Source organism: Croceicoccus sp. Ery5, from assembly GCF_020985325.1.
Classification (GTDB): domain Bacteria; phylum Pseudomonadota; class Alphaproteobacteria; order Sphingomonadales; family Sphingomonadaceae; genus Croceicoccus.
In genome coordinates, this window is sequence record NZ_CP087587.1 from 3,676,016 (window position 1) to 3,697,176 (window position 21,161).

The 21,161-nt window shown below is 63.2% G+C and carries 17 protein-coding genes; 12 read left to right on the forward strand and 5 right to left on the reverse strand.

Features of this window, described 5'->3' with window-relative positions:
• Positions 1 to 2 precede the first annotated feature (2 nt).
• From LOZ74_RS17385 to LOZ74_RS17410, 6 genes are all read left to right on the forward strand, one after another.
• A complete protein-coding gene (locus LOZ74_RS17385; RefSeq protein WP_230292235.1) occupies positions 3 to 1,082 on the forward strand; it encodes a 5-(carboxyamino)imidazole ribonucleotide synthase in 1,080 nt (359 codons plus the stop codon).
• Between the two features lie 19 nt (positions 1,083 to 1,101).
• Entirely contained in the window at positions 1,102 to 1,593 is a 492-nt protein-coding gene (locus LOZ74_RS17390; RefSeq protein ID WP_230279654.1) for a dihydrofolate reductase, read from the forward strand.
• Positions 1,594 to 1,641: 48 nt separating this feature from the next.
• Positions 1,642 to 2,589 carry a bifunctional riboflavin kinase/FAD synthetase gene (locus LOZ74_RS17395; protein ID WP_230292236.1) on the forward strand — a complete coding sequence of 316 codons (948 nt, stop codon included), beginning with the start codon at positions 1,642 to 1,644 and terminating at the stop codon, positions 2,587 to 2,589.
• Between the two features lie 64 nt (positions 2,590 to 2,653).
• The gene (gene ileS, locus LOZ74_RS17400) at positions 2,654 to 5,569 is read left to right on the forward strand and encodes an isoleucine--tRNA ligase (protein ID WP_230292237.1); all 2,916 of its coding nucleotides are present in this window, start codon (positions 2,654 to 2,656) and stop codon (positions 5,567 to 5,569) included.
• Positions 5,566 to 6,105, forward strand: a complete 540-nt coding sequence (gene lspA, locus LOZ74_RS17405; RefSeq protein ID WP_230292238.1) for a signal peptidase II — start codon at positions 5,566 to 5,568, stop codon at positions 6,103 to 6,105. The genes ileS and lspA overlap by 4 nt, the downstream gene beginning before the upstream one ends.
• A 6-nt stretch (positions 6,106 to 6,111) precedes the next feature.
• The gene (locus tag LOZ74_RS17410; protein WP_230292239.1) at positions 6,112 to 6,522 is read left to right on the forward strand and encodes a DUF3035 domain-containing protein; all 411 of its coding nucleotides are present in this window, start codon (positions 6,112 to 6,114) and stop codon (positions 6,520 to 6,522) included.
• A 6-nt stretch (positions 6,523 to 6,528) separates the two neighbouring features.
• Here LOZ74_RS17410 and LOZ74_RS17415 read toward each other — a convergent pair whose 3' ends face one another.
• Positions 6,529 to 7,854 (reverse strand): hemolysin family protein, encoded by a 1,326-nt coding sequence (locus LOZ74_RS17415; protein WP_230292240.1) that lies wholly within the window; start codon positions 7,852 to 7,854, stop codon positions 6,529 to 6,531.
• 213 nt (positions 7,855 to 8,067) lie between these two features.
• Between LOZ74_RS17415 and LOZ74_RS17420 the strand changes: the two genes are divergently transcribed.
• A complete protein-coding gene (locus tag LOZ74_RS17420) occupies positions 8,068 to 8,754 on the forward strand; it encodes an OmpA family protein (RefSeq protein ID WP_230292241.1) in 687 nt (228 codons plus the stop codon).
• Positions 8,755 to 8,866: 112 nt separating this feature from the next.
• Here the strand turns inward: LOZ74_RS17420 and LOZ74_RS17425 are convergent, their stop codons facing one another.
• Positions 8,867 to 9,646, reverse strand: a complete 780-nt coding sequence (locus LOZ74_RS17425) for a 3'(2'),5'-bisphosphate nucleotidase CysQ (protein ID WP_230292242.1) — start codon at positions 9,644 to 9,646, stop codon at positions 8,867 to 8,869.
• Between the two features lie 221 nt (positions 9,647 to 9,867).
• On the opposite strand from LOZ74_RS17425, the gene sucC reads away from it, so the two are divergent.
• The 5 genes from sucC (at position 9,868) to LOZ74_RS17450 (ending at position 14,964) form a co-directional block, all read left to right on the forward strand.
• Entirely contained in the window at positions 9,868 to 11,067 is a 1,200-nt protein-coding gene (gene sucC, locus LOZ74_RS17430) for an ADP-forming succinate--CoA ligase subunit beta (protein WP_230279646.1), read from the forward strand.
• Between the two features lie 208 nt (positions 11,068 to 11,275).
• On the forward strand, positions 11,276 to 12,022 hold the full coding sequence (locus LOZ74_RS17435) for an electron transfer flavoprotein subunit beta/FixA family protein (protein WP_230292243.1): 747 nt from the start codon (positions 11,276 to 11,278) through the stop codon (positions 12,020 to 12,022).
• Positions 12,022 to 12,951, forward strand: a complete 930-nt coding sequence (locus LOZ74_RS17440; protein ID WP_230293947.1) for an electron transfer flavoprotein subunit alpha/FixB family protein — start codon at positions 12,022 to 12,024, stop codon at positions 12,949 to 12,951. Before LOZ74_RS17435 ends, LOZ74_RS17440 begins: the two co-directional genes overlap by 1 nt.
• Before the next feature lie 73 nt (positions 12,952 to 13,024).
• The gene (locus LOZ74_RS17445) at positions 13,025 to 14,026 is read left to right on the forward strand and encodes a cupin-like domain-containing protein (protein WP_230292244.1); all 1,002 of its coding nucleotides are present in this window, start codon (positions 13,025 to 13,027) and stop codon (positions 14,024 to 14,026) included.
• Positions 14,027 to 14,139: 113 nt separating this feature from the next.
• Positions 14,140 to 14,964: an energy transducer TonB gene (locus LOZ74_RS17450; protein ID WP_230292245.1), complete on the forward strand. Its 825-nt coding sequence runs from the start codon at positions 14,140 to 14,142 to the stop codon at positions 14,962 to 14,964.
• Here LOZ74_RS17450 and LOZ74_RS17455 read toward each other — a convergent pair.
• From LOZ74_RS17455 to LOZ74_RS17465, 3 genes are all read right to left on the reverse strand, one after another.
• A complete protein-coding gene (locus LOZ74_RS17455) occupies positions 14,961 to 16,172 on the reverse strand; it encodes a DUF445 domain-containing protein (protein ID WP_230293948.1) in 1,212 nt (403 codons plus the stop codon). The two genes, LOZ74_RS17450 and LOZ74_RS17455, sit on opposite strands and share 4 nt — an antisense overlap.
• Before the next feature lie 87 nt (positions 16,173 to 16,259).
• A complete protein-coding gene (locus LOZ74_RS17460) occupies positions 16,260 to 19,730 on the reverse strand; it encodes an efflux RND transporter permease subunit (protein ID WP_230292246.1) in 3,471 nt (1,156 codons plus the stop codon).
• 10 nt (positions 19,731 to 19,740) lie between these two features.
• Positions 19,741 to 20,952 carry an efflux RND transporter periplasmic adaptor subunit gene (locus tag LOZ74_RS17465; protein WP_230292247.1) on the reverse strand — a complete coding sequence of 404 codons (1,212 nt, stop codon included), beginning with the start codon at positions 20,950 to 20,952 and terminating at the stop codon, positions 19,741 to 19,743.
• Positions 20,953 to 21,161: the final 209 nt, after the last annotated feature.

Consider the following 21,161-nt stretch of genomic DNA (forward strand, 5'->3'; position numbering starts at 1 on the left):
TGATGACGACCGATCCAATCTCTCCGGGCAGCACCATCGGCATATTGGGCGGCGGCCAGCTGGGCCGGATGCTGGCGATGGCGGCGGCGCAGCTGGGCTATCGCTGTCACATCTATGCCCCCGAACGCGACAGCGTGGCCGCCGAAGTCGCTGCCGATTTCACCTGCGCCCCCTATGGCGACAGCGAATTGCTGGCGAAATTCGCGGGCGCCTGCGACGTGATCACCTATGAGTTCGAGAATGTGCCCGTCGCGCCGCTCTCGTTCATCGGGGCGACCCCGTTGCGCGCATCGGTCCGCGCGCTGGAAATCGCGCAGGACCGCCTTGCCGAAAAGCGCTTCGTGGAACATCAGGGCGGCACCCCCGCCCCGTTCCGCGCGGTCGAGAACGAGGCCGAATTTACCGAGGCGCTGGAACGGATCGGCACGCCCGGCATCCTGAAGACCCGCCGCGACGGTTACGACGGCAAGGGCCAGTGGCGCATCATGTCGCCCAGGGATGCCGAAGACCTGACGCTTTCGGGCAACCGCCTGATCTACGAAGGCTTCGTCGACTTTGCCGCCGAATTCTCGGTCATTCTGGTGCGCGGTCTGGATGGCGAGGTCCGCTTCTGGGACAGCGCGCAGAACGACCACAGCTCGGGCATTCTCTCGCGCTCGGTCGTGCCTGCGGGTGCAGAGGTGACCGCACAGGTCCCCGCCGCCCGCGAACTGGCGGCCAAGGTTGCCGAGGCGCTGGGCTATGTCGGCGTGCTGACACTGGAATTCTTTGCCACGGCGAACGGGCCGGTGTTCAACGAAATGGCCCCGCGGGTCCATAATTCGGGGCACTGGACGATCGAAGGGGCGCGCACCAGCCAGTTCGAAAACCACATCCGCGCGATCTGCGGCCTGCCGCTGGGGCTGACCGATCTGATCGTGCCTGCCGTGCAGATGGACAATCTGATCGGCGATCAGGCCAATGACTGGCCCGCCCTGCTGGCGGACCCCGCCAATCATCTGCATCTTTACGGCAAGGGAGAGATCAATCCCGGCCGCAAGATGGGCCACGTGACCCGCCTGCTAACGGGCAAGACGGTCTGATTATGGAAGGAACGCCGCGATGACGGGACCTGAACTTTTCCTCGTCTTCGCGCGCGCGCAGAATGGCGTGATCGGCGCAAAGGGGCGGCTGCCGTGGCATCTGCCTGCCGATCTGGCGCATTTCAAACGGCTGACAATGGGCACGCCGATGATCATGGGCCGCGCGACCTATGATTCGCTTCCGGGCGTCTTGCCGGGCCGCCGCCATATCGTGCTGACCCGCGATCCCGACTGGAACGGCGAGGATGCCGAGGTTGCGCCCGATTTCGACAGCGCGATCCATCTTGCCAATGCGGCCCGCATCGCGGTGATCGGCGGCGCCGATGTGTTCGCGCAGGCCCTGCCGCTGGCCCGTCGGATCGAGATGACCGAAATCCACCGCGATTATGACGGAGAGGTCACCATGCCCGCCCCGCCCGCCGACCAGTGGGAGGAAGTCGCCCGCACCGATCACCCCGCCGACGGCAGCCGTCCGGCCTACAGCTTCGTCACGCTTCGCCGCCGCGGCTGATCGGAGCGGCTTGAGGGACGACCCGACCGCGACTAGACCGCGCCTTCGATGATTCGCCTCTCCGCCCTTGATCCCATGCCGACCGACTTGCGCGGTGCGATTATCGCGCTGGGCAATTTCGATGGCGTGCATCAGGGGCACCAGCAAGTCATCGCGCAGGCCCGCGCCCTTGCCGCAGAGCGCGGCGCACCGCTGGTGGTGGCGACTTTCGATCCGCATCCGGTGCGCTATTTCGCGCCGCACGTGCCGCCCTTCCGCCTCACCTCGCTCGACCAGAGAGAAGAATTATTCGCCGCGCTGGGCGCCAGCGCGATGCTGGTGTTCCGGTTCGACAAGGCGCTGGCCGAAACCTCGGCAGAGGAATTCGTCGACCGGATTCTGGCCGAGCGTCTGGCGGCAGGCGGTGTCGTGACCGGCCATGATTTCACCTTTGGCCACGGACGGCGCGGCGATGCCGCCATGCTGCGCACCCGTTGCGAAGCGCTGGACATTGCGACGCGCATCGTCGCGCCGGTCGAGGATGCGGGCGAGGTCGTGTCCTCCACCCGCGTGCGCAAGGCGCTGGAAGCCGGCAACCCGCAAGAGGCGGCGCGCCTGCTGACCCGCCCTTTTGCCATACGGGGCGAGGTGATCCACGGCGCGAAACTGGGGCGCAGCATCGGATTTCCCACCGCGAACCTGCTGATGGACCGCTATCTGCGCCCGAAATTCGGCATTTACGCCGTGACAGGCCGTGTGCTGACGGGTCCGCTGGCAAATGGCCCGCCGTTGAAAGGCGCGGCCAATCTGGGCGTGCGGCCCAGCTTCGATCCGCCGACCGAATTGCTGGAACCGTTCTTCTTCGATTTCAGCGGCGATCTTTACGGCCAGACCGTCGAAGTGGCGCTGCACCACTTTATCCGGCCCGAAGAGAAATATGATTCGCTCGACGAGCTGACGGCCCAGATCGCGCGCGATTGCGACGAAGCACGGCGTTTACTGGCCGATATTGCCTGAATCTCGGCCCTAACGCATTCCCGCTCTTTCAACGCGCGCGGCTTCCCGCTAGTGCGCGGCGGTTATGACCGACGCAAACAACTCTTCTGGCCGCGACTTTAAAGATACCGTCTTCCTGCCGAAGACCGATTTCCCCATGAAAGCCGGACTCCCCGCCAAGGAGCCGGCTATTCTGGCGCGCTGGCAGGAACAGGACATTTACGCGCAATTGCGCGAGGCGCGTAAGGGGCGCGAGACCTTCGTGCTGCACGACGGCCCGCCCTATGCCAATGGCGACATGCATATCGGCCATGCGCTGAACCATGTGCTGAAAGACATGGTGGTGCGCACCCAGACGCTGCTGGGCAAGAACGCGCCCTATGTGCCCGGCTGGGACTGCCACGGTCTTCCGATCGAATGGAAGGTGGAAGAGCAGTATCGCAAGAAGAAGAAGAACAAGGACGAGGTTCCGCAAAAGGAATTCCGCGCCGAATGCCGCGCCTATGCCGCGCATTGGGTCGATGTTCAGCGCGAGCAGCTGAAGCGCCTTGGCATCAATGGCGACTGGGACAAGCCATACCTGACGATGGACCCCGATGCCGAGGCGACCATCGTGGGCGAACTCCTCAAATTCGCCAAAAGCGGCCAGCTCTATCGCGGCGCGAAGCCGGTGATGTGGTCCCCGGTCGAAAAGACCGCGCTGGCCGATGCAGAGGTGGAGTATGAGGATATCGTCTCCACCCAGATCGACGTGGCGTTCGAGATCGTGGAATCGCCGGTAGAAGAACTGGTCGGCGCTCATGCGGTGATCTGGACGACGACGCCGTGGACGATCCCGGTGAACCAGGCTTTGGCTTATGGGCCGGAGGTTGAGTATGTTCTCTTCAACGCCGCCTTAGGCAACGACGATCTCGACAACGAAAATTCTGGCTCCAGATACTACATTGTTGCCGAACCCCTGATGCTCGACTTTATCAAGCGGGTGTCGAAGGATGCCGCTGCGCTGGATATCGGTCATAGCGTGCGACTCAAAGGCGCCGACCTCGCGGGCACCAAGGTCCGCCACCCAATGCACCATCTCGGTGGGTTCTACGCCGAGCTGCGCCCCATGCTGGCGGGTGATTTCGTCACCACCGATTCCGGCACCGGCCTCGTCCACATGGCGCCCGATCATGGTGAGGACGATTTCGAGCTGTGCAAGGCGAACGGCATCAATCCGAAATTCGTGGTGGAAGGCGATGGCCGCTACCGCGAGGACTGGCTGTGGCTGGGTCGGGGCGATGAACGCAACATGTCGGTCATCAATCCGAAGTTCAACGCGCCCGACGGACCGGTCTGCTCCGACCTGCGTGAGGTGGGCGCTCTCCTCAGCGCGTCCACGGACTATCAACACTCTTATCCACATAGCTGGCGGTCCAAGGCAAAGGTCATCTTCCGCTGCACGCCGCAATGGTTCGTGCCGATGGACAAGCCCGGCATGGTGGAAATCGCCGATAACCGCGCCGAACAGCGCTGGGAAAACGAAGGCGGCCACGCCGAGCCCGATGGCACGCTGCGTCAGGCCGCGCTCCACGCGCTCGCCAATACGCGCTTCGTGCCCGAAAAGGGCCGCAACCGCATCGGCTCGATGGTCGCCGGCCGCCCGGACTGGGTGCTCTCGCGCCAGCGCGCGTGGGGTGTGCCGATCACATTGTTCGTGCACCGCAAGACGGGCGAATATCTGGTCGACGACGCGGTCAACGCGCGCATCGTCGCCAATATCCGCGCCCACGGCGTCGACGGCTGGGACGAGGAATTCGCCGCCGACCTGCTCGGCCCCGATTACAACCTCGACGATTACGAGCGGGTGACCGACATTCTCGACGTCTGGTTCGATTCGGGCAGCACCCATTCCTTCGTGCTGGAATCGGGCAAATGGCCCGAACTGAAATGGCCCGCCGATCTCTATCTGGAAGGCAGCGACCAGCATCGCGGCTGGTTCCAGTCGAGCCTCCTCGAAAGCTGCGGCACGCGCGGCCGTGCACCCTATGACGCGGTGCTGACCCATGGCTTCACCATGGATTCCAAGGGCATGAAAATGTCCAAGTCGCTGGGCAATACGATCAGCCCGCTGGACGTGATGCGCGATTATGGCGCGGACATCATCCGCCTGTGGGCCCTGTCGGTCGATTATACCGAGGATCACCGCATCGGCCCCGAAATCCTGAAGGGCGTGGCCGACCAGTATCGCAAGCTGCGTAATACGTTCCGCTATCTGCTGGGCGCGCTGGACGGTTATGACGGGACCGACGTGCCCGAAATGGCCCAATTCCCCGAACTTGAACGCTATGTGCTGACGCTGCTGTCCGATCTGGATGCAAAGCTGGTGCAATGCGTCAATGATTTCGACTTCAACGCCTATACCCGCGCGCTGACCGATTTCTGTAACGAGGATCTGTCGGCCTTTTTCTTCGATATCCGCAAGGATTGCCTGTATTGCGACGATCCGGCGGATGTGAAACGCCGCGCCTATCGCGCGACGCTGGATATATTGTTCCACGCCCTTGTCCGCTATGCCGCGCCGGTGCTGGTGTTCACGGCAGAGGAAGTGTGGGGCACGCGCTTCCCCGATCAGGGTAGCGTGCATTTGCTGGAATGGCCGAAAATCGCGCTGGCCGATGATCTGCGCGCCGACAAGGCGGTGTGGGACAGGCTGCGCGACCTGCGCGAAAATGTGAACGAGGCGATCGAGCCGTTCCGCCGCGAAAAGACCATCCGCTCCAGCCTTGCCGCCGAGGTGACAGTACCCGAAGGCGCCGTTCCCGCAGGCTTTACCGATTCCGATCTGGCAGAGCTGTTCATCACAGCGACAGTGATGCGCGGGCAGGGCGATGCGGTGACGATCACGCCCACCGATATGTCCAAGTGCGGCCGCTGCTGGCGCCATCTGCCCGAAGTGGCAGAGGATGGCGACGCGTGCGACCGCTGCGACAACGTGGTTTCGGCGGCAGAGGCAGCATGAAGCTGGCCGCGCGCCTGACAGCCGATCGCAGGCTGGGCCTGATCCTTGCGGCGGTTATCGTTGCGCTGGATCAGGGGGTGAAGGCGCTGCTGCTGGGCCCGATGGAGCTGTTTCAGCGGCAGGTGATCGAAGTGCTGCCGTTCTTCGACCTGCGCTATGCGACCAATCCGGGCGTGTCATACGGCATGTTCGCCGCCGAAAGCCTTGAAAGCCGTGTCGCTCTGTTCGCGGTGACGGGGCTGATCTCGCTGGGCGTTCTGGTGTGGATGTTCATCGAAAAGAAGCGCGGCGATATTCTGTCGCTGGCGCTGATTCTGGGCGGCGCGATCGGCAATCTGATCGACCGGTTCCGCCTGACCCATGTGATCGACTATGCCGATTTCCACCTGGGCGACTGGCGGCCCTTTGCCGTTTTCAACCTTGCCGATGTGGCGATAACCCTTGGCGTGGTCTTGCTGCTTGCCCGCACGCTGTTCATACGCGACAAGGACGAGAGCGATGCCGCGAAAGTTTCGGCCAAATCGGCCACGGAGTAATTGACGATGCGTATCAAGCCCGCCCTTCTTGCCCTTCCCGCGCTGGCCATGCTGGCCGGATGCGGCGGCGGCCTGAACCTGTTCAACCGCGACCGCCCCGATGAAATGGCGGTCTCGCGTCAGGCTCCGCTGGCGGTTCCGCCCGATTTCGCGCTGACCCCGCCAGAACCCGGCGCGCCGCGCCCGCAGACACCCGGTGCCAGCCAGCAGGCGATGGACACGCTGTTCGGCGGCCCCGCGCCCCGCAGCGGCGTCGAAACCAGCGCCGTCAGCAAGGCGGGCACCGCCGATCCGGCGATCCGTTCGGCCGTGGGCGATCCCGACACGAATACGGTCGAAAAGGGTCAGATCACGCGCGATATCGTGGCCGCGCCGCAGGGCGACGGCCGTGACGCACAGGCGGTCATCCCCGGCTAAGCGTCCCTATCCGGCGGTGTCGTCCGGTTTCGCCGCACCGCCGACGCTTTCGACCAGCAGCTTGTCGATCCGGCGGCCGTCCATGTCGACGATTTCAAACCGCCAGCCCTGTTCGATAAAGCTCTCGCCCTCTACCGGCAGCTTTTTCAGCACCCACAAGGCATAGCCCGCCGCCGTCGCGAATTCGCGCTGGTCGGGCAGGTCGATGCCCAGCCTGTCGGCCATGCGGTCGGCTGGCAGCGCACCCGCGATCAGCAAAGAGCCGTTCTCCCGCTCCACCAGCAGGGGATCGTCCCCCTCGTCCGCGTGCGAGACGAAGCTGCCGACCAGGGCCGCCAGCAGATCGGCGGGTGTCACGATCCCTTCGAAATGGCCGTATTCGTCATGCACGAAGGCCATCGCCACATCGCCGCGCTGCATGATCCGCAAGGCATCGAGCGCGTCGATCTGGTCGGGCAGAATTTCGGCCTTTTTGATCAGCCGCGTCATCTGCGGCTTTTGTCCCTTGACCAGCGCGGCCAGCAATTCGCGCACCTTGACCACGCCGATCACGTCATCGACCGATCCCTGCGCCACCGGCAACAGGGAGTGCGGCGATTTGGCGATCACCTTGCGCATTTCCTCGACCGTGGCGCGGCGTTCCAGCCAGTCGATCTCTGTCCTGGGGGTCATCAGTTCGCGCACGGGCCGTTCGGCAAGGCGCAGCACTTCGGCCATGATCGATTGCTCGGTCTTTTCGATCGCGCCCGAACGGGTCGCCTCGCTGATGATCAGGTGCAATTCATCGGCGGTAACGCCCGCATCGCGCTGTTGCCGCACACCGACAAGGCGCAGCAGCGCATCGGTTGATTTGTCGAGCAGCCAGACCACGGGTGCGGCAACCTTGGCCAGTATCGTCATGGGCGGCGCGGCAAGGCATGCGATCGTCTCCCGGCCGCGCAGCGCGATCTGCTTGGGCGCCAGCTCTCCCACGGTGAGCGAGAAATAGGTGGTCAGCACGATCACCAGCATAAAGCCCAATTGCTGGGCGGTTGCCGTATCCAGCCCCAGCAACGCCAGACGTTCACCCACGGGCTGGCCCAGGCTGGCGCCCGAATAGGCACCCGCGACGATGCCGATCAGCGTGATGCCGATCTGCACGGTCGACAGGAACTTGCCCGAATCGGCCGCCAGCGCGAGCGCGGCCTTCGCTCCCTTGCTGCCATCCTCTGCCAGCTTGCGCAGGCGTGCGGGGCGCGCCGACACGATGGCAAGTTCCGACATCGAGAACAGACCGTTCAATACGATCAAACCCGCGATGATCAGTAGGTCGAACCAGGGAAATGGGGACAATTAGTTGCTCTGACTGCCGTTGAGACCGAGTTGCGTGACGAAGCAATTAGCGGCAATCATATCCCGCCCGCAAGCAATTGCGTTTCCCGTTCCGGTTCGCGGGTCGGGAACGCAGCTGTCATATAATGCGTTTAGCGCAATATACCCGATCCGCCGTCGTTTCGGGATCGCTCAATCGGCAGGCGGGCGTATGAAGAAGAGGACCGCAATCCCATGAAAAACCGTTTCGTAGCAGCCGCCCTTGTCGCGACATCGCTGGTCAGCCTTTCGGCCTGCGTCACCGATCCCAACACGGGCGAGAAAAAGATTTCGCGCACTGCGCTTGGCACCGCGGGCGGTGCGGGCCTCGGCTATCTGCTGGGCGACATCGTCGGCGGCAAGACCGCGCGCATCATCGGCGCGGGTATCGGCGGCGCGGCCGGCGGTGTGGTCGGTTACAAGATGGACCAGCAGATCAAGGAACTGAAGGAAGTGACCGCCGGTACCGGCGTAGAGGTCGAGCAGGAAGGCGATTACATCAATCTCAACCTGCCCAATGGCGTCACTTTCCCCGTCAACAGCACCGAGATTTCGCCGGCCTTCCGCAGCACGCTGGACGGCATTGCCCAGTCGCTGATCAACTATCCCGACAGCCTGATCGACGTTTACGGCTTTACCGACAACACGGGTGCCGACGCCTATAACCTGCAACTGTCGGAAAAGCGTGCGCAGGCCGTGGCGAATTACCTGTCGTACAAGGGCGTCCCCGCGGCGCGCATCGCGACGAAGGGTTTTGGCGAGGATCCGAACTATTTCGTCGCCAGCAACGATACCGAAGAAGGCCGCGCCATGAACCGCCGCGTGGAAATCAAGATCCTGCCGATCAGCCAGCAGGACGTTCAGGCCGCCAAGGGCCAATAAGTCCGGCAATCATCTGTTTGGAGAGGAGAAGGCTTCGGCAGCGCAGGCTGCCGGAGCCTTTTTCGTTCGAAAACCCTTTTCTTGCGAAGACCCGCGTCAACGAAAACCCGCGTCAATTGTGACGCAAACGATCGTCCCTTCCCGCCAGCCAGTCCGTGGCGGCGCTGTGGATCGCAGGTGCCGTGGCCAGAATGCCTTTCGCGCGCGGATCGGCCTTGTTAAACGCAAGTTGTCCGCCCGTCGCATCGGTCACGGTTGCCCCCGCCTCGCGCGCGATCAGGGCGGCGGCCCCGATATCCCATTCATAGCCAAGCCGCGTACTGGCGGCGACATCGGCCTCTCCGCTGGCGACCAATGCAATGCGCAGCGCGATCGAATTGGGCTTGGGCACATTGACCAACGGAGGCAGCCGCATCGTCGCATCGGCGGGAATGCGTGCGCCATCGAATGCGGCACGGGTGCTGGCCTTTAACGCCAGACCGTTGCGCCGCGCGCCGCGCCCCGCTTCCGCCGCCCATATTTCACCGCGCGCCGGTGCCGCCAGGCGCGCGATCAGCGGCCGACCATTGCTAATCAGCGCGACCGAAACGGCCCAACCAGCGCGGCCGCGCAGAAAATCGCGCGTGCCATCGATAGGATCGACCAGCCACAACAGCCCGCCCTTCACCCGATCGGGATTGTCGGCGGTTTCTTCCGAGAGCCAGCCTGCAGAGGGCAACAGATCGCGCAGCGATTCGGCCAGAAAGCGGTTCACGGCCAGATCGGCGGCACAGACGGGCGTGTCATCTTCCTTGCGCCACGCAGTCGTTTCATTTCCCGCGCCGGGAAATTCCGCCATCGCGATGCGGGCGGCTTCGGCCATAATTGCGTCGAATCGGGTGTAATCAAGCATGCAAGCTGCCTTTTGGCACAGGTTTGCCGCATGTGCGAAGCGTCTTGCGATGCGATTTTATCGCTAATGCTTCGCAAAGTCTCGTGACAAAACGCCAAGCACCCCTTTTTAGGCGTCAAGCGCCCTTTTCAAGTGGGCGCGGCTATGCTTAGACGCGTGCCAAGCGAACCCTTCCTACAGCGGCGCGATGGCCGCATCAGGCATTGGCGAGGATTATTTCGATGAACATTCACGAATATCAGGCAAAGGAACTGCTGGCCAAATTCGGCGTCGGCGTCCCCACGGGCTATGCAGCCCTGACGGTTGAAGAGGCGGTCGAGGCTGCCAAGAAGCTTCCCGGGCCGCTTTATGTCGTGAAGGCGCAGATCCACGCCGGCGGCCGCGGCAAGGGCAAGTTCAAGGAACTGGGCGCCGAGGCCAAGGGCGGTGTGCGCCTTGCCAAAAGCATCGACGACGTGAAGTCGGATGCCGCCGAAATGCTCGGCAACACGCTGGTCACCGTGCAGACGGGCGAAGCGGGCAAGCAGGTCAACCGCCTCTATGTCACCGACGGCGTTGATATCGCCGAGGAATATTACCTCTCGATGCTGGTCGATCGCGCCACGGGCCGCATCGCCATGATCGTATCGACCGAAGGCGGCATGGACATCGAGGAAGTCGCGCATTCGACCCCCGAGAAGATCACCACCATCACCGTCGATCCGGCTTCGGGCTTCCAGCCCCATCATGGCCGTGCGGTGGCCTTTGCGCTGAAGCTGAAGGGCGATTTGAACAAGCAGGCGCAAAAGCTGGCCAAGCAGCTTTACGAAGCCTTCCTCGCGCTCGATTGCGAAATGCTGGAAATCAATCCGCTGGTGGAAACCAAGGACGGCAACCTCCTCGTCCTCGACACCAAGATGAGCTTTGACGGCAATGCCATGTTCCGCCACCCCGACGTGGCCGAACTGCGCGACATTACCGAGGAAGATCCGGCCGAAGTCGAAGCTTCCGAATATGACCTTGCCTATATCAAGCTCGACGGCAACATCGGCTGCATGGTGAACGGCGCAGGGCTTGCCATGGCGACCATGGACATCATCAAGCTGAACGGCGCCTTCCCCGCCAACTTCCTCGACGTCGGCGGTGGCGCCACGACCGAGAAGGTGACCGCGGCCTTCAAGATCATCCTGTCCGATCCTGCTGTCGAGGGCATCCTCGTCAACATCTTCGGCGGTATCATGAAGTGCGACATCATCGCCGACGGCATCGTCGCAGCGGCCAAGGAAGTGAACCTGCAGGTTCCTCTCGTCGTCCGTCTCGAAGGGACGAATGTCGAAAAGGGCAAGGAAATCCTCGCCAATTCGGGCCTGCCGATCGTGCCGGCCGACGATCTGGGCGACGCCGCGAAGAAGATCGTGGGCGAAGTCCAGAAGGCCGCCTGATCGGGCGACCCCGCGAAACGGAAAAGGGGGCCAAACCGCCCCCTTTTTTGTGCGCGAACCGTTATTGATCCGCATGCCGCCATCTAGGCTAACCCAAAAAGCAGTTGATTGACGTAATGGTCAACCTCTATCAGATGGCAGCAGAACACAGGCGATTGCCGCCGGATGGGCAGCAGTCGCGCAACCAATCGATGGGAGTGCTTTAGCCATGAAAGCCCTAGTGCCCGTGAAGCGGGTGATTGATTACAACGTGAAGCCGCGTGTGAAGGCGGACGGTTCGGGTGTCGATCTTGCGAATGTGAAGATGAGCATGAACCCGTTCGACGAGATCGCGGTGGAAGAAGCGATCCGTTTGAAGGAAGCGGGCAAGGTCGAAGAGATCATCGCGGTCAGCATCGGCCCTGCCAAGGCGCAGGAAACGCTGCGCACGGCGCTGGCGATGGGTGCGGACAGCGCGGTGCTGGTCGAGACCGATCAGGAGGTCGAGCCGCTGGCGGTGGCCAAGATCCTGAAGGCCGTGGCCGCCGGGATCGAGCCGGGCATCATCATCCTTGGCAAGCAGGCGATCGACGACGACAGCAACCAGACCGGCCAGATGCTGGCCGCGCTGATGGACCTGCCGCAGGGCACGTTCGCATCGAAGGTCGAGATCGACGGCGATAGCGTGAACGTGACGCGCGAAGTCGATGGCGGGCTGGAGACGGTGAAGCTGGGCCTTCCCGCGATCGTCACGACCGATTTGCGCCTGAACGAGCCGCGCTATGCGAGCCTGCCCAACATCATGAAGGCGAAGAAGAAGCCATTGGAGACTAGGACTCCGGCTGATTACGGCGTCGATATCGCGCCGCGCCTGAAGACGCTGAACGTGTCCGAACCGCCGGTGCGTCAGGCAGGCGTGAAGGTCGCCGATGTCGACGAGCTGGTCGCCAAACTCAAAGCGCTTGGAGTAGCATGATGAAGACGCTTGTTTATGTCGATCACGACAATAGCAATCTGGGCGATGCGACGCTTGCCACGGTAACCGCCGCTGCAAAGCTGGGCGAGGTGCATCTGCTGGTCGCGGGTGCGGGCTGCGGCACTGTGGCCGATGCCGCCGCGAAGATCGCGGGCGTGGGCAAGGTCCATGTCGCGGACGATGCGGCCTACGAACACCAGCTGGCCGAGAATGTCGCGCCGCTGATCGTCTCGATCATGGATCACCATGACGCGGTGCTGTTTCCTGCCACCACCACCGGCAAGAATATCGCCCCGCGCGTGGCGGCATTGCTCGACGTGATGCAGATCAGCGATATCCTGTCGGTCGAGGGCGAGAAGAGTTTCACCCGTCCGATCTATGCAGGCAATGCCATCGCCACGGTTGAATCGAGCGATCCCAAGCTGGTCATCACCGTGCGCGGCACTGCCTTCGACAAGGCCGAGGCCACCGGCGGCAGCGCTGCGATCGAAGCGGTTGCCTCCACCGGCGATGCGGGCAAGTCGAGCTTTGTCAGTGCCGAACTCGCCAAGAGCGAACGCCCCGAACTGACCAGCGCGAAGATCATCGTATCGGGCGGCCGCGCGCTGAAGGATGCCGAGACGTTCGAGGCGACCATCATGCCGCTTGCCGACAAGCTCGGCGCGGGCGTCGGCGCATCGCGCGCTGCGGTGGACGCGGGCTATGTCCCCAACGATTATCAGGTCGGGCAGACGGGCAAGATCGTCGCCCCCGAAGTCTATATCGCCATCGGCATCAGCGGCGCCATCCAGCACCTTGCCGGCATGAAGGATTCCAAGACCATCATCGCCATCAACAAGGACGAGGACGCACCCATCTTCCAGGTCGCCGACATCGGCCTCGTCGCCGATCTCTATAAGGCAGTGCCGGAATTGGTTGAGAAGTTGTAATGCCCATGGGGCGGCATGCGGACAGCATGTCGCCCCATCTTTCTCGCGCAATATTCGCGCACTAAACAGTCGCATGGCGAAAACCGGCGAATCACCCCATGCCAAGCGCGACGTGATCGCGCAGGCGCTCCTCGACGGCTGTGACGAACAGCAAATCCGCGCCCGGCTGCTTAACAGCGGCGCCAGCGACAAAAGCGCGGATTACGAACTGAAACGCCTTGCCAAGGACCCGTTCTTCGCGGCCGCCCGACAGCTCTCCAACAAGCTGGCAAAACGCGACTGGACGCTGGACCTTTATGCCCGCCTCCATGCCCAGAACGATGGGGCGCATAGCATTCCGACCGTGCACGCGATCGAACCAGAGCGCTTCTTCCGCGCGTTCTATTTTGCCAACCGTCCCGTCAAGCTGACAGGGCTGGTCGATCACTGGCCCGCGCTGGAACGCTGGACACTCGATTATCTTGACCAAACTCTGGGCAATGCTGTTGTCGAATTGCAGGGCCAGCGCGGCGCTTCACCGACTTACGAAAGTGACAAGACCGCGCATGAACGGCGCGTGCCCATGCGCGCGGTGATCGAATTGCTGCGCCGCGACGAGGCGAGCAATGATTTCTATATCACCGCCTATAACGACAAGACCAACAAGGCCACGCTCGCGCCCTTGTGGGATGATCTGGCACCCGTTTCGATCCTGCGCGAAAGCGGCGGGCGCGATGGCCTTTTCTGGATGGGTCCGCGCGGCACGCTGACGCCGTTTCACCACGACCTCACCAATAATCTGCTGGTGCAAATATCGGGTCGGAAGCGGGTGCGCATGGTACCAAGCTGGGAAACGGCGCGCATGCGCAACAGCCTGCATTGTTTCAGCGACTGGACGCTGGACGAGTTTCTGAATGACGACATCGCCACCCCGCCCATGCTGGAATGCACCATCGATGCGGGCGAGGCGATCTTTCTGCCCATCGGCTGGTGGCACCATGTCGAGGCACTGGACCGCAGCATCTCGATGAGCTTTACCAATTTCGCGGCGGATAACGATTTTACGGGGGGATATCCTGCCGATAGCCGGTTTTGACCCCGCGTAAATTCCTGTTACCGTTAGGCAAAGATTGAATGCGGGGCGATTATATGAGGTCAATGGCGATTGCCATTTTATGCGGTGCATCGGCGCTCTTGCCACAACCTGCGTTGGCTGCGGACCCGGTGACGCTGGCCCCGTCATCGCAATGGCTGGTCGATTTCGCGCCCGAGCGCTGCACGATCGCGCGCCAGTTCGGGTCTGGCGAGGACCATACCGCACTTAAACTCAGCACCGTAGGGCCCGGTCGGGGGTTCGACCTGACCCTGATCGGACGCCATGCCCGGATCGGTCGGCCCGAAAAGGGCGTCTATGGTCATATCGCGCTCAGCTTCGCGACGGGCGGTCCTGACGCCGAGGCTTCGGTCGTCGTCGGCAAGATGGGGCGCGATCCGGCTTTCGTGGCGCAGGGTCTTGTCGAAATCACCGCCGATGGCAGCGCCGTGTCGGACGACTATCTCAAGGCCGAGCCGGAACGCTTTGCCATGATCGACCGGATCGAGTTTACCGACGGACTGTCGGGCAAGGTCACGCTGAAGACGGGTAAGATGGACGCCGTCTTCTCAATGCTGGAGCGCTGCGAGTGGCAGTTGGTCGAGGAATGGGGCCTTGACGCGGACGCCAATCGCAACCGTATGTCAGCGCCGACGCTGCCGCATGATGATTACGTGCGCCTCGCCACCAAGGTTCAGGCCCGCTATCCGGCAGCGGCGCTACATGCACGAAAGGTCGCCACCTTGCAGTTGCGCATGATCGTCGGGGAAGATGGCCGCGTTCGCGATTGCGCGATCCTGAGCAATACCACGACGGATGAATTCGACGACCGGCCCTGCGAAATATTTCGGGAAGATGCGGTCTATGAGCCCGCGCGCGGCGCAGATGGCGCGCCGATCGCATCGTGGGTAGTGCAGGTAATCCGCTACAACATCCCCTAAAGCACCCACACGTCAACCGCGTGGATGATCAGTCCGACCAGCCCGCCCACCAGCGTGCCGTTGATGCGGATGAACTGAAGGTCGCGGCCGACCGCGCCTTCGACACGCTGGGTAATGGTGGTGGCGTCCCAGCGCTTGACCGTTTCGGACACCAGCCGGACGATCTGGTCGCCATATCGATTGGCGATGCCGACCGCGCTGCGGCGGGCAAAGCGGTTCACTTGTAGCTGCAACCGCGCATCGCCGCGCAATGCCTCGCCCAGCTCTTGCAACGCGCCTGCGAACTGGCCGCCCATCGCGCTGTCGGGATTGCGCGCCGCCTCTATCAGGCTGCCCCGCAGCCGTTCCCACACGCCCTGCCACCAGCCCGCGACGGCGGGATTGGCCAGCAGTTCCTGCTTCATCCCCTCTACCCTTGCGCGCATATCGGGATCGTGGACGAGGTCGTGGGCCAGCTTTTCCAACCCTTCTTCCACCTTGGCGCGCAGCGGGTGGTTGGGATCGACCAGCATTTCGGCCAGCAATCGGTAGAGCCCGTCGAGCACCGAATTGGCAAGCCGCTCGTCCAGTCCGGTGAAGCGCAGCAGCGCATTGGCGCGCTCGTGGATCATATTGCGCACAAGACTTTCGTTCGATTCAAGTGTCTTGCCCGCCCAGCGGACGATGGATTCCAGCAAAGGCAAGTGGCGCTTGTCCGCGATCGCGGCGGACAGCATCTGGCCAAGCAACGGGGAAACGTCGAGGCGGCCCAGTTGCGCGGCCAGCCCGTGCCGCACCTGATCGCCCAGCCTTTCGGGATCGAGCGATTCGAGCGCCTGCGCCAGCAATTCGGCGGCACCCGCGCGCACCCCGTTGCCTTGCCCCTTGGGCGGGCTGGCAAGGTAATCGCCCGCCGCCCGCGCTACATTCATCGCGCGCATCCGGCGTGCGACGACGGCGGGTGTCAGGAAATTGGACCGCAGGAAGCGCGCCATCGAATCGGCAATGCGGTCCTTGTTTGTCGGGATGATCGCCGTGTGCGGGATCGGAATGCCCAGCGGATGGCGGAACAGCGCAGTCACCGCGAACCAGTCTGCCAATGCGCCGACCATCGCCGCCTCGGCAAAGGCGGTCACGAAATCAAGGCCCGTGACCCGATCCTCGAAACTGCGCGACACCACGAAGACCAGCGCCATCAGCACCAGCAGCCCGGTCGCAACCCGCCGCATGGTGCGACCGCGGTCGCTTTGATCTTCGACCAGGGGCTCTACCGGCGGATGGGCTCGCTGCTCCGTCAAATGATCGTCCACGCTGCCCTATTCGGCAGGCAGGCTACCTGCTTGCGCATCGCTTTCGTGCCGGTGCGAGGGATCATAGGTCAAGAGGCGCTTGCGCAAAAGCGGACCGACGCGCTTTTCGAACCCGTCGGCCAGGCTGAATCCTGCGGGCACGATCAGCAGGGTCAGCAGTGTCGACAGGATCAGCCCGCCGATCACCACCACGCCCATCGGCGCGCGCCATGCCGAATCGCCCGTCAGCGAAATGGCCGTCGGGATCATGCCCACGGTCATTGCCACGGTCGTCATCACGATCGGCTGCGCGCGCTTGTGCCCCGCCTCGACAATCGCTTCCTTGCGGCCTGCGCCAGCGGCCATTTCCTCGATCGCGAAATCGATCAGCAGGATCGAGTTCTTCGCGACGATGCCGAACAGCATCAGAATGCCGATGAACACTGGCATCGACAGCTCGTACCCCACGATGATCAGCAGCATCACCCCGCCCAGAGGCGCGAGGAACAGCGATCCCATATTGACCAGCGGCGAGATGAAGCGGTGATAGAGCAGCACGAGCACGGCAAAGACCAGCAGGATGCCCGATACCAGCGCAATGACGAAGCTGTTCAGCATTTCCGCCTGCCACTGGTCCGCGCCGAACGGAGCGTTGGACACGCCTGCGGGCAGGTTCTGCATGATCGGCAATTGCTGGACCGCCGCATCGACCGTGCCCTTGGCCACGCCCGGCGCCAGATCGGCACCCACGAACACGCGGCGCTGCTGGTTATAGCGCTGGATCGTCGTCGGCCCCGATCCGAAACCGATTTCCGCCACCCGCTCCAGCGGGACCGAACCGCCCGATGCGGTCTGCACCGGCAGGTTGCGGATCACATCCAGATCGCGGCGCGCGGTTTCGGACAGGCGCACGCGGATCGGGATTTGCCGGTCCGACAGAGAGAAGCGCGCGGCGTTCTGGTCGATATCGCCCAATGTCGCGATACGGATCGTCTGGCTGAGCGCCGATGTCGTCACGCCAAGGCTGGCGGCCAGCTCGGCGCGCGGACGTATGATCAGTTCGGGCCGTTGCAAGTCCGCCTCGACTCGCGGGGCAACCGCGCCCGGAATGCTGCGCATTTCCTGCGCCAGCTGGCGCGCGGTTTCATCCAGCAGGTCGGGATTGGAGCCTGACAGCATCACAGAGATCGGCCGGCCCGTGCCGCCGCCGCCCTGCATGTCCTGAAAGCTGACGCGCGCATCGGGGATATTCTGCAGCATCGGGGTCAGCTCGCGCTCGAACTCCTGCTGCGTCTTGTCGCGGTCTTCCTTCAGGTTGATGAACATGCGGGCATTGCCCTCGTTCACCCGCTCCAGCGCGCTTCGCACTTCGGGGCGCTCGTTAATAATGCCGGCAACCTTGTCCATCACCGCTTCGGTCTGTTCCAGCGTGGTGCCGGGGACCATTTCCAATCGGATACGGCTGAAATCGGAATTGAAGTTCGGGAAGAACTGCATCGGCAGCGACATCAGCAGCATGACCGACCAGATCAGCGATCCAAAGCCGATGCCGACCATCCACAGGCGATGATCGCGCAGCCGCGCCGCCCAGCGACCGGTGTAGAACGCGTGATAGCGCGCGACATGGCCGCCCATCAGGCGGAACAGCAGCCCCAGCCCCTTGACCGCGACAAAGGCGAACACGACCGGCACCAGCATCACGGCCATGAAGAACACGGCCTCGATCAGCAGCTTGGCCATGCCGACAAAAGGTTGCATCAGCGTGCTGGGGTTGGTCGGCAATATGACCGAGAGGTCGAGCTTGCCATAGATCAGGCTAAACCCGACGCCGAGCCCCGCAATGATGGCGGCAAGGACCAGCAGCGTAAAAACCGTCTCCAGCAATGCGGAGCTGAAATGCAGCGGCTCGCGCACCAGAGTCCGGCGATGGGACACGGCCTTCGAATTGTCGAGCGACCAGCGAAGGACGCCCATATAGCGGTCCATCAACTTGCCCTCGCCGTGGCTGGCATGGCCCTTGGCCTTCAGGAAATAGGCAGCGACCATCGGCGTAATCATGCGCGCGACGGCAAGGCTCATCAGCACGGAAACCACGACGGTTAGGCCGAAATTCTTGAAGAACTGTCCGGGCACCCCGCCCATCAGGCCAACGGGCAGGAACACCGCCACGATGGAAAAAGTGGTGGCCACCACGGCCAGCCCGATTTCGTCCGCTGCATCGATCGACGCCTGATAGGCGCTTTTGCCCATGCGCATGTGGCGAACGATATTCTCGATCTCCACAATGGCATCGTCGACCAGCACACCTGCAACCAGCCCAAGGGCCAGCAAGGACAGCGAATTGAGCGTAAAGCCCATCAAATCCATGAAATAGAATGTAGGGATCGCCGACAGCGGGATCGCCAGAGCCGCGATGATCGTCGCGCGCCAGTCGCGCAGGAACAGGAACACCACCAGCACGGCCAGCACCGCGCCCTCCACCATGGCATGCATCGAACTGTTATATTGCGCCTTGGTATAGGGCACCGATGTAAACAGCGTCTCGAATGTCACGCCGGGGTTTTCTTCGGCAATGCGGTCAAGCTGTTCCATCGTGGCATCGAAAACGCTGACGTCCGAAGCGCCGCGCGCACGCGCGATGGAGAATGTCACCACCTGTCGCCCGCCCACTTTGGCGAGCGAGGTAATCTCGCTGTAGCGGTCGGTGACCGTCGCGAAATCGGCCAACCTGACGGTGCGCCCGCCGCCCAGCGGAACCTGCATCTGCGACAGTTCATAGGCGGTTTCGGCATTGCCCAGCACACGGACCGACTGGCGCGAACCGGCGACTTCGGCCTGTCCGCCCGCGGCATCGACGTTCAGCTGGCGCAGCTGTGCGTTCACCTGGCTGGCCGTCACGCCCAGCGACTGCATGCGCGCCGGATCGAGCACGACCAGAATCTCGCGGTCGACGCCGCCGCCGCGGCCCACTTCGGCCATGCCGTCAATCGACAGCAGCCGTTTCGTCACCGTATCGTCGACGAACCAGCTCAATTGCTCGATCGTCATGTCGGGCGCGGCAACCGCGAAATAGCCGATGGGATCGGACGACGTCTGCGCGCGGAACACGCGCGGTTCAAGGATACCGTCGGGCAATTCGCCGCGAATCTGGTCGATCGCGGCTTTCACCTCGTTCACCGCCTGCGCGACATCGGCGCCGATTTCGAACTCCACGACTGTCTGCGAGTTACCCTCGCTCGCGGTGGAATTGATATTGACCACGCCTTCGACGTTCTGGATCGCGGCTTCGGCCAGCTGGGTGATCTGGTTCTCGATCTCGGTCGGGGCGGCGCCCGGCTGCGAAATGACGACGATCACGACCGGAAATTCGATGTCCGGCTGGTCCTGCACTTCCATCCGCATAAAGCTGACGATGCCGGCCAGCACCAGTCCCGCGAATATGACGATGGGCACGACCGGGTTGCGAATCGACCAGGCCGAAATATTGCGAAGATCCATCGCGCCCTCCTCAGCCGTCGAGTTCGGCGGTGGTCGGTTCGACCACATCGCCGGGGCTGAGGAACCCGCCTGCCCGCAGAACGACCTTCTCGTTCCCGGCAAGGCCGCCAGCGATGGTAATGCCCTTGGCCGTCACCATGCCCAGTTCGACAGGCTTGCGCGCAACCTTGTTGTCGGTGCCGACCACATAGACGAAGCTACCCTCGGCATCCGACATGATCGCGGATTCGGGCAGGATCGGCGCGGTGATCGAACCCGATGTGATGCGCGCCGTGGCAAAACCGCCGGGGCGGAGCGCCTTGTCATAGGGCATGGCGATGCGCGCCACGCCCTGACGCGAGGTTTCGTCGATGGTCGGCGACAATTGCCAGACCTGCCCGGTAAAGACCTGCTTGCTGCCCACCGGAGTCACTTCGGCAGGGACGCCTACCGACAGCCGCGCCAGATCGCCTTCGCCGATACGGGCGTTCAGCTCCATCTCGCCCCCGCGCGCCAGCACGAACAGCGGACTTCCGCCACCGCCGACGACCTGCCCACGCTCAACATTGCGTTCCAGCACCAGGCCGCCCGCGGGCGCCACGATGTTCAGGCGCGCATTGCGGGCGCGCAATTCGCCAAGGGTCGCCTCCGCCACGCGGACGCGCGCATTGGCGGAATCGCGAGTGGCCGTCAGACGGTCGACATCGGCAGTCGAGATAAATCCGCGATCGACCAGCTTTAACGCACGGTCGAGATTGGCCTGCGCCAGCTCGGCATCGGCGCGGGCGACTTGCACCTGCGCGGCCTGCGCTTCGGCTTGGCGACTTTGGACCGAACGGTCGATCACGGCCAGAACCTGCCCGGCGCGGACCCAGTCGCCCGCGTCGACCATGACATCGACGACCGATCCGCCCTCGCCCACCGAACCGACAGGCATGGGGCGCCGCGCGGCCAAGGTGCCGGTGGCCGTAATCTCGCCCGAAACGGTGGTATTGCCGGGAACCGCGACGCTGACGATGGGGACCTGCACTTCGGTCTCGGCCGGTGCGATCGAACTGCGCCAGATCAGGAAACCGACCACGGCTGCCAGCGCCAATACGGCAACCACAGCGATCAGGGCGAACCGCTTCTTGCGGCTGCCATCCTCTCCCGTCGTGCCCAGATCGGAATAGTCGCTATCGACGATCCGGTCGTGCATCGCTGGAATCGCCCCTTCAGTCTCTATGGACCTGTCGTAATTCATCTGTCGGTCGCCTGCTGCCGCCCGTCCCCAAGCGGCTGTATGAACGCACCAGCCGTTCCCGGCGGCTGGCGGTTAATGGCTTGGGCGCCCGATCTGAATCGAGGCACTTGCGCCGAAAACGACGGGCCCCGCAGTCACCACGGAGCCCATCGATGATTTCGGCTGTTATCACTTGCTGCTTTGCGAAACAATTGCGTTTCGCAGAGTAG

Coding starts and splice junctions, on each gene's coding strand:
- LOZ74_RS17410 (WP_230292239.1), top strand. CDS start 6,112: ATGCGTATCAAGCCCGCCCTTCTTGCCCTTCCCGCGCTGGCCATGCTG.
- LOZ74_RS17395 (WP_230292236.1), top strand. CDS start 1,642: ATGATTCGCCTCTCCGCCCTTGATCCCATGCCGACCGACTTGCGCGGT.
- LOZ74_RS17425 (WP_230292242.1), bottom strand. CDS start 9,646: ATGCTTGATTACACCCGATTCGACGCAATTATGGCCGAAGCCGCCCGC.
- LOZ74_RS17445 (WP_230292244.1), top strand. CDS start 13,025: ATGGCGAAAACCGGCGAATCACCCCATGCCAAGCGCGACGTGATCGCG.
- sucC (WP_230279646.1), top strand. CDS start 9,868: ATGAACATTCACGAATATCAGGCAAAGGAACTGCTGGCCAAATTCGGC.
- LOZ74_RS17390 (WP_230279654.1), top strand. CDS start 1,102: ATGACGGGACCTGAACTTTTCCTCGTCTTCGCGCGCGCGCAGAATGGC.
- ileS (WP_230292237.1), top strand. CDS start 2,654: ATGACCGACGCAAACAACTCTTCTGGCCGCGACTTTAAAGATACCGTC.
- LOZ74_RS17385 (WP_230292235.1), top strand. CDS start 3: ATGACGACCGATCCAATCTCTCCGGGCAGCACCATCGGCATATTGGGC.
- LOZ74_RS17420 (WP_230292241.1), top strand. CDS start 8,068: ATGAAAAACCGTTTCGTAGCAGCCGCCCTTGTCGCGACATCGCTGGTC.
- LOZ74_RS17460 (WP_230292246.1), bottom strand. CDS start 19,730: ATGGATCTTCGCAATATTTCGGCCTGGTCGATTCGCAACCCGGTCGTG.
- LOZ74_RS17440 (WP_230293947.1), top strand. CDS start 12,022: ATGAAGACGCTTGTTTATGTCGATCACGACAATAGCAATCTGGGCGAT.
- lspA (WP_230292238.1), top strand. CDS start 5,566: ATGAAGCTGGCCGCGCGCCTGACAGCCGATCGCAGGCTGGGCCTGATC.
- LOZ74_RS17435 (WP_230292243.1), top strand. CDS start 11,276: ATGAAAGCCCTAGTGCCCGTGAAGCGGGTGATTGATTACAACGTGAAG.
- LOZ74_RS17465 (WP_230292247.1), bottom strand. CDS start 20,952: ATGAATTACGACAGGTCCATAGAGACTGAAGGGGCGATTCCAGCGATG.
- LOZ74_RS17455 (WP_230293948.1), bottom strand. CDS start 16,172: ATGCGGCGGGTTGCGACCGGGCTGCTGGTGCTGATGGCGCTGGTCTTC.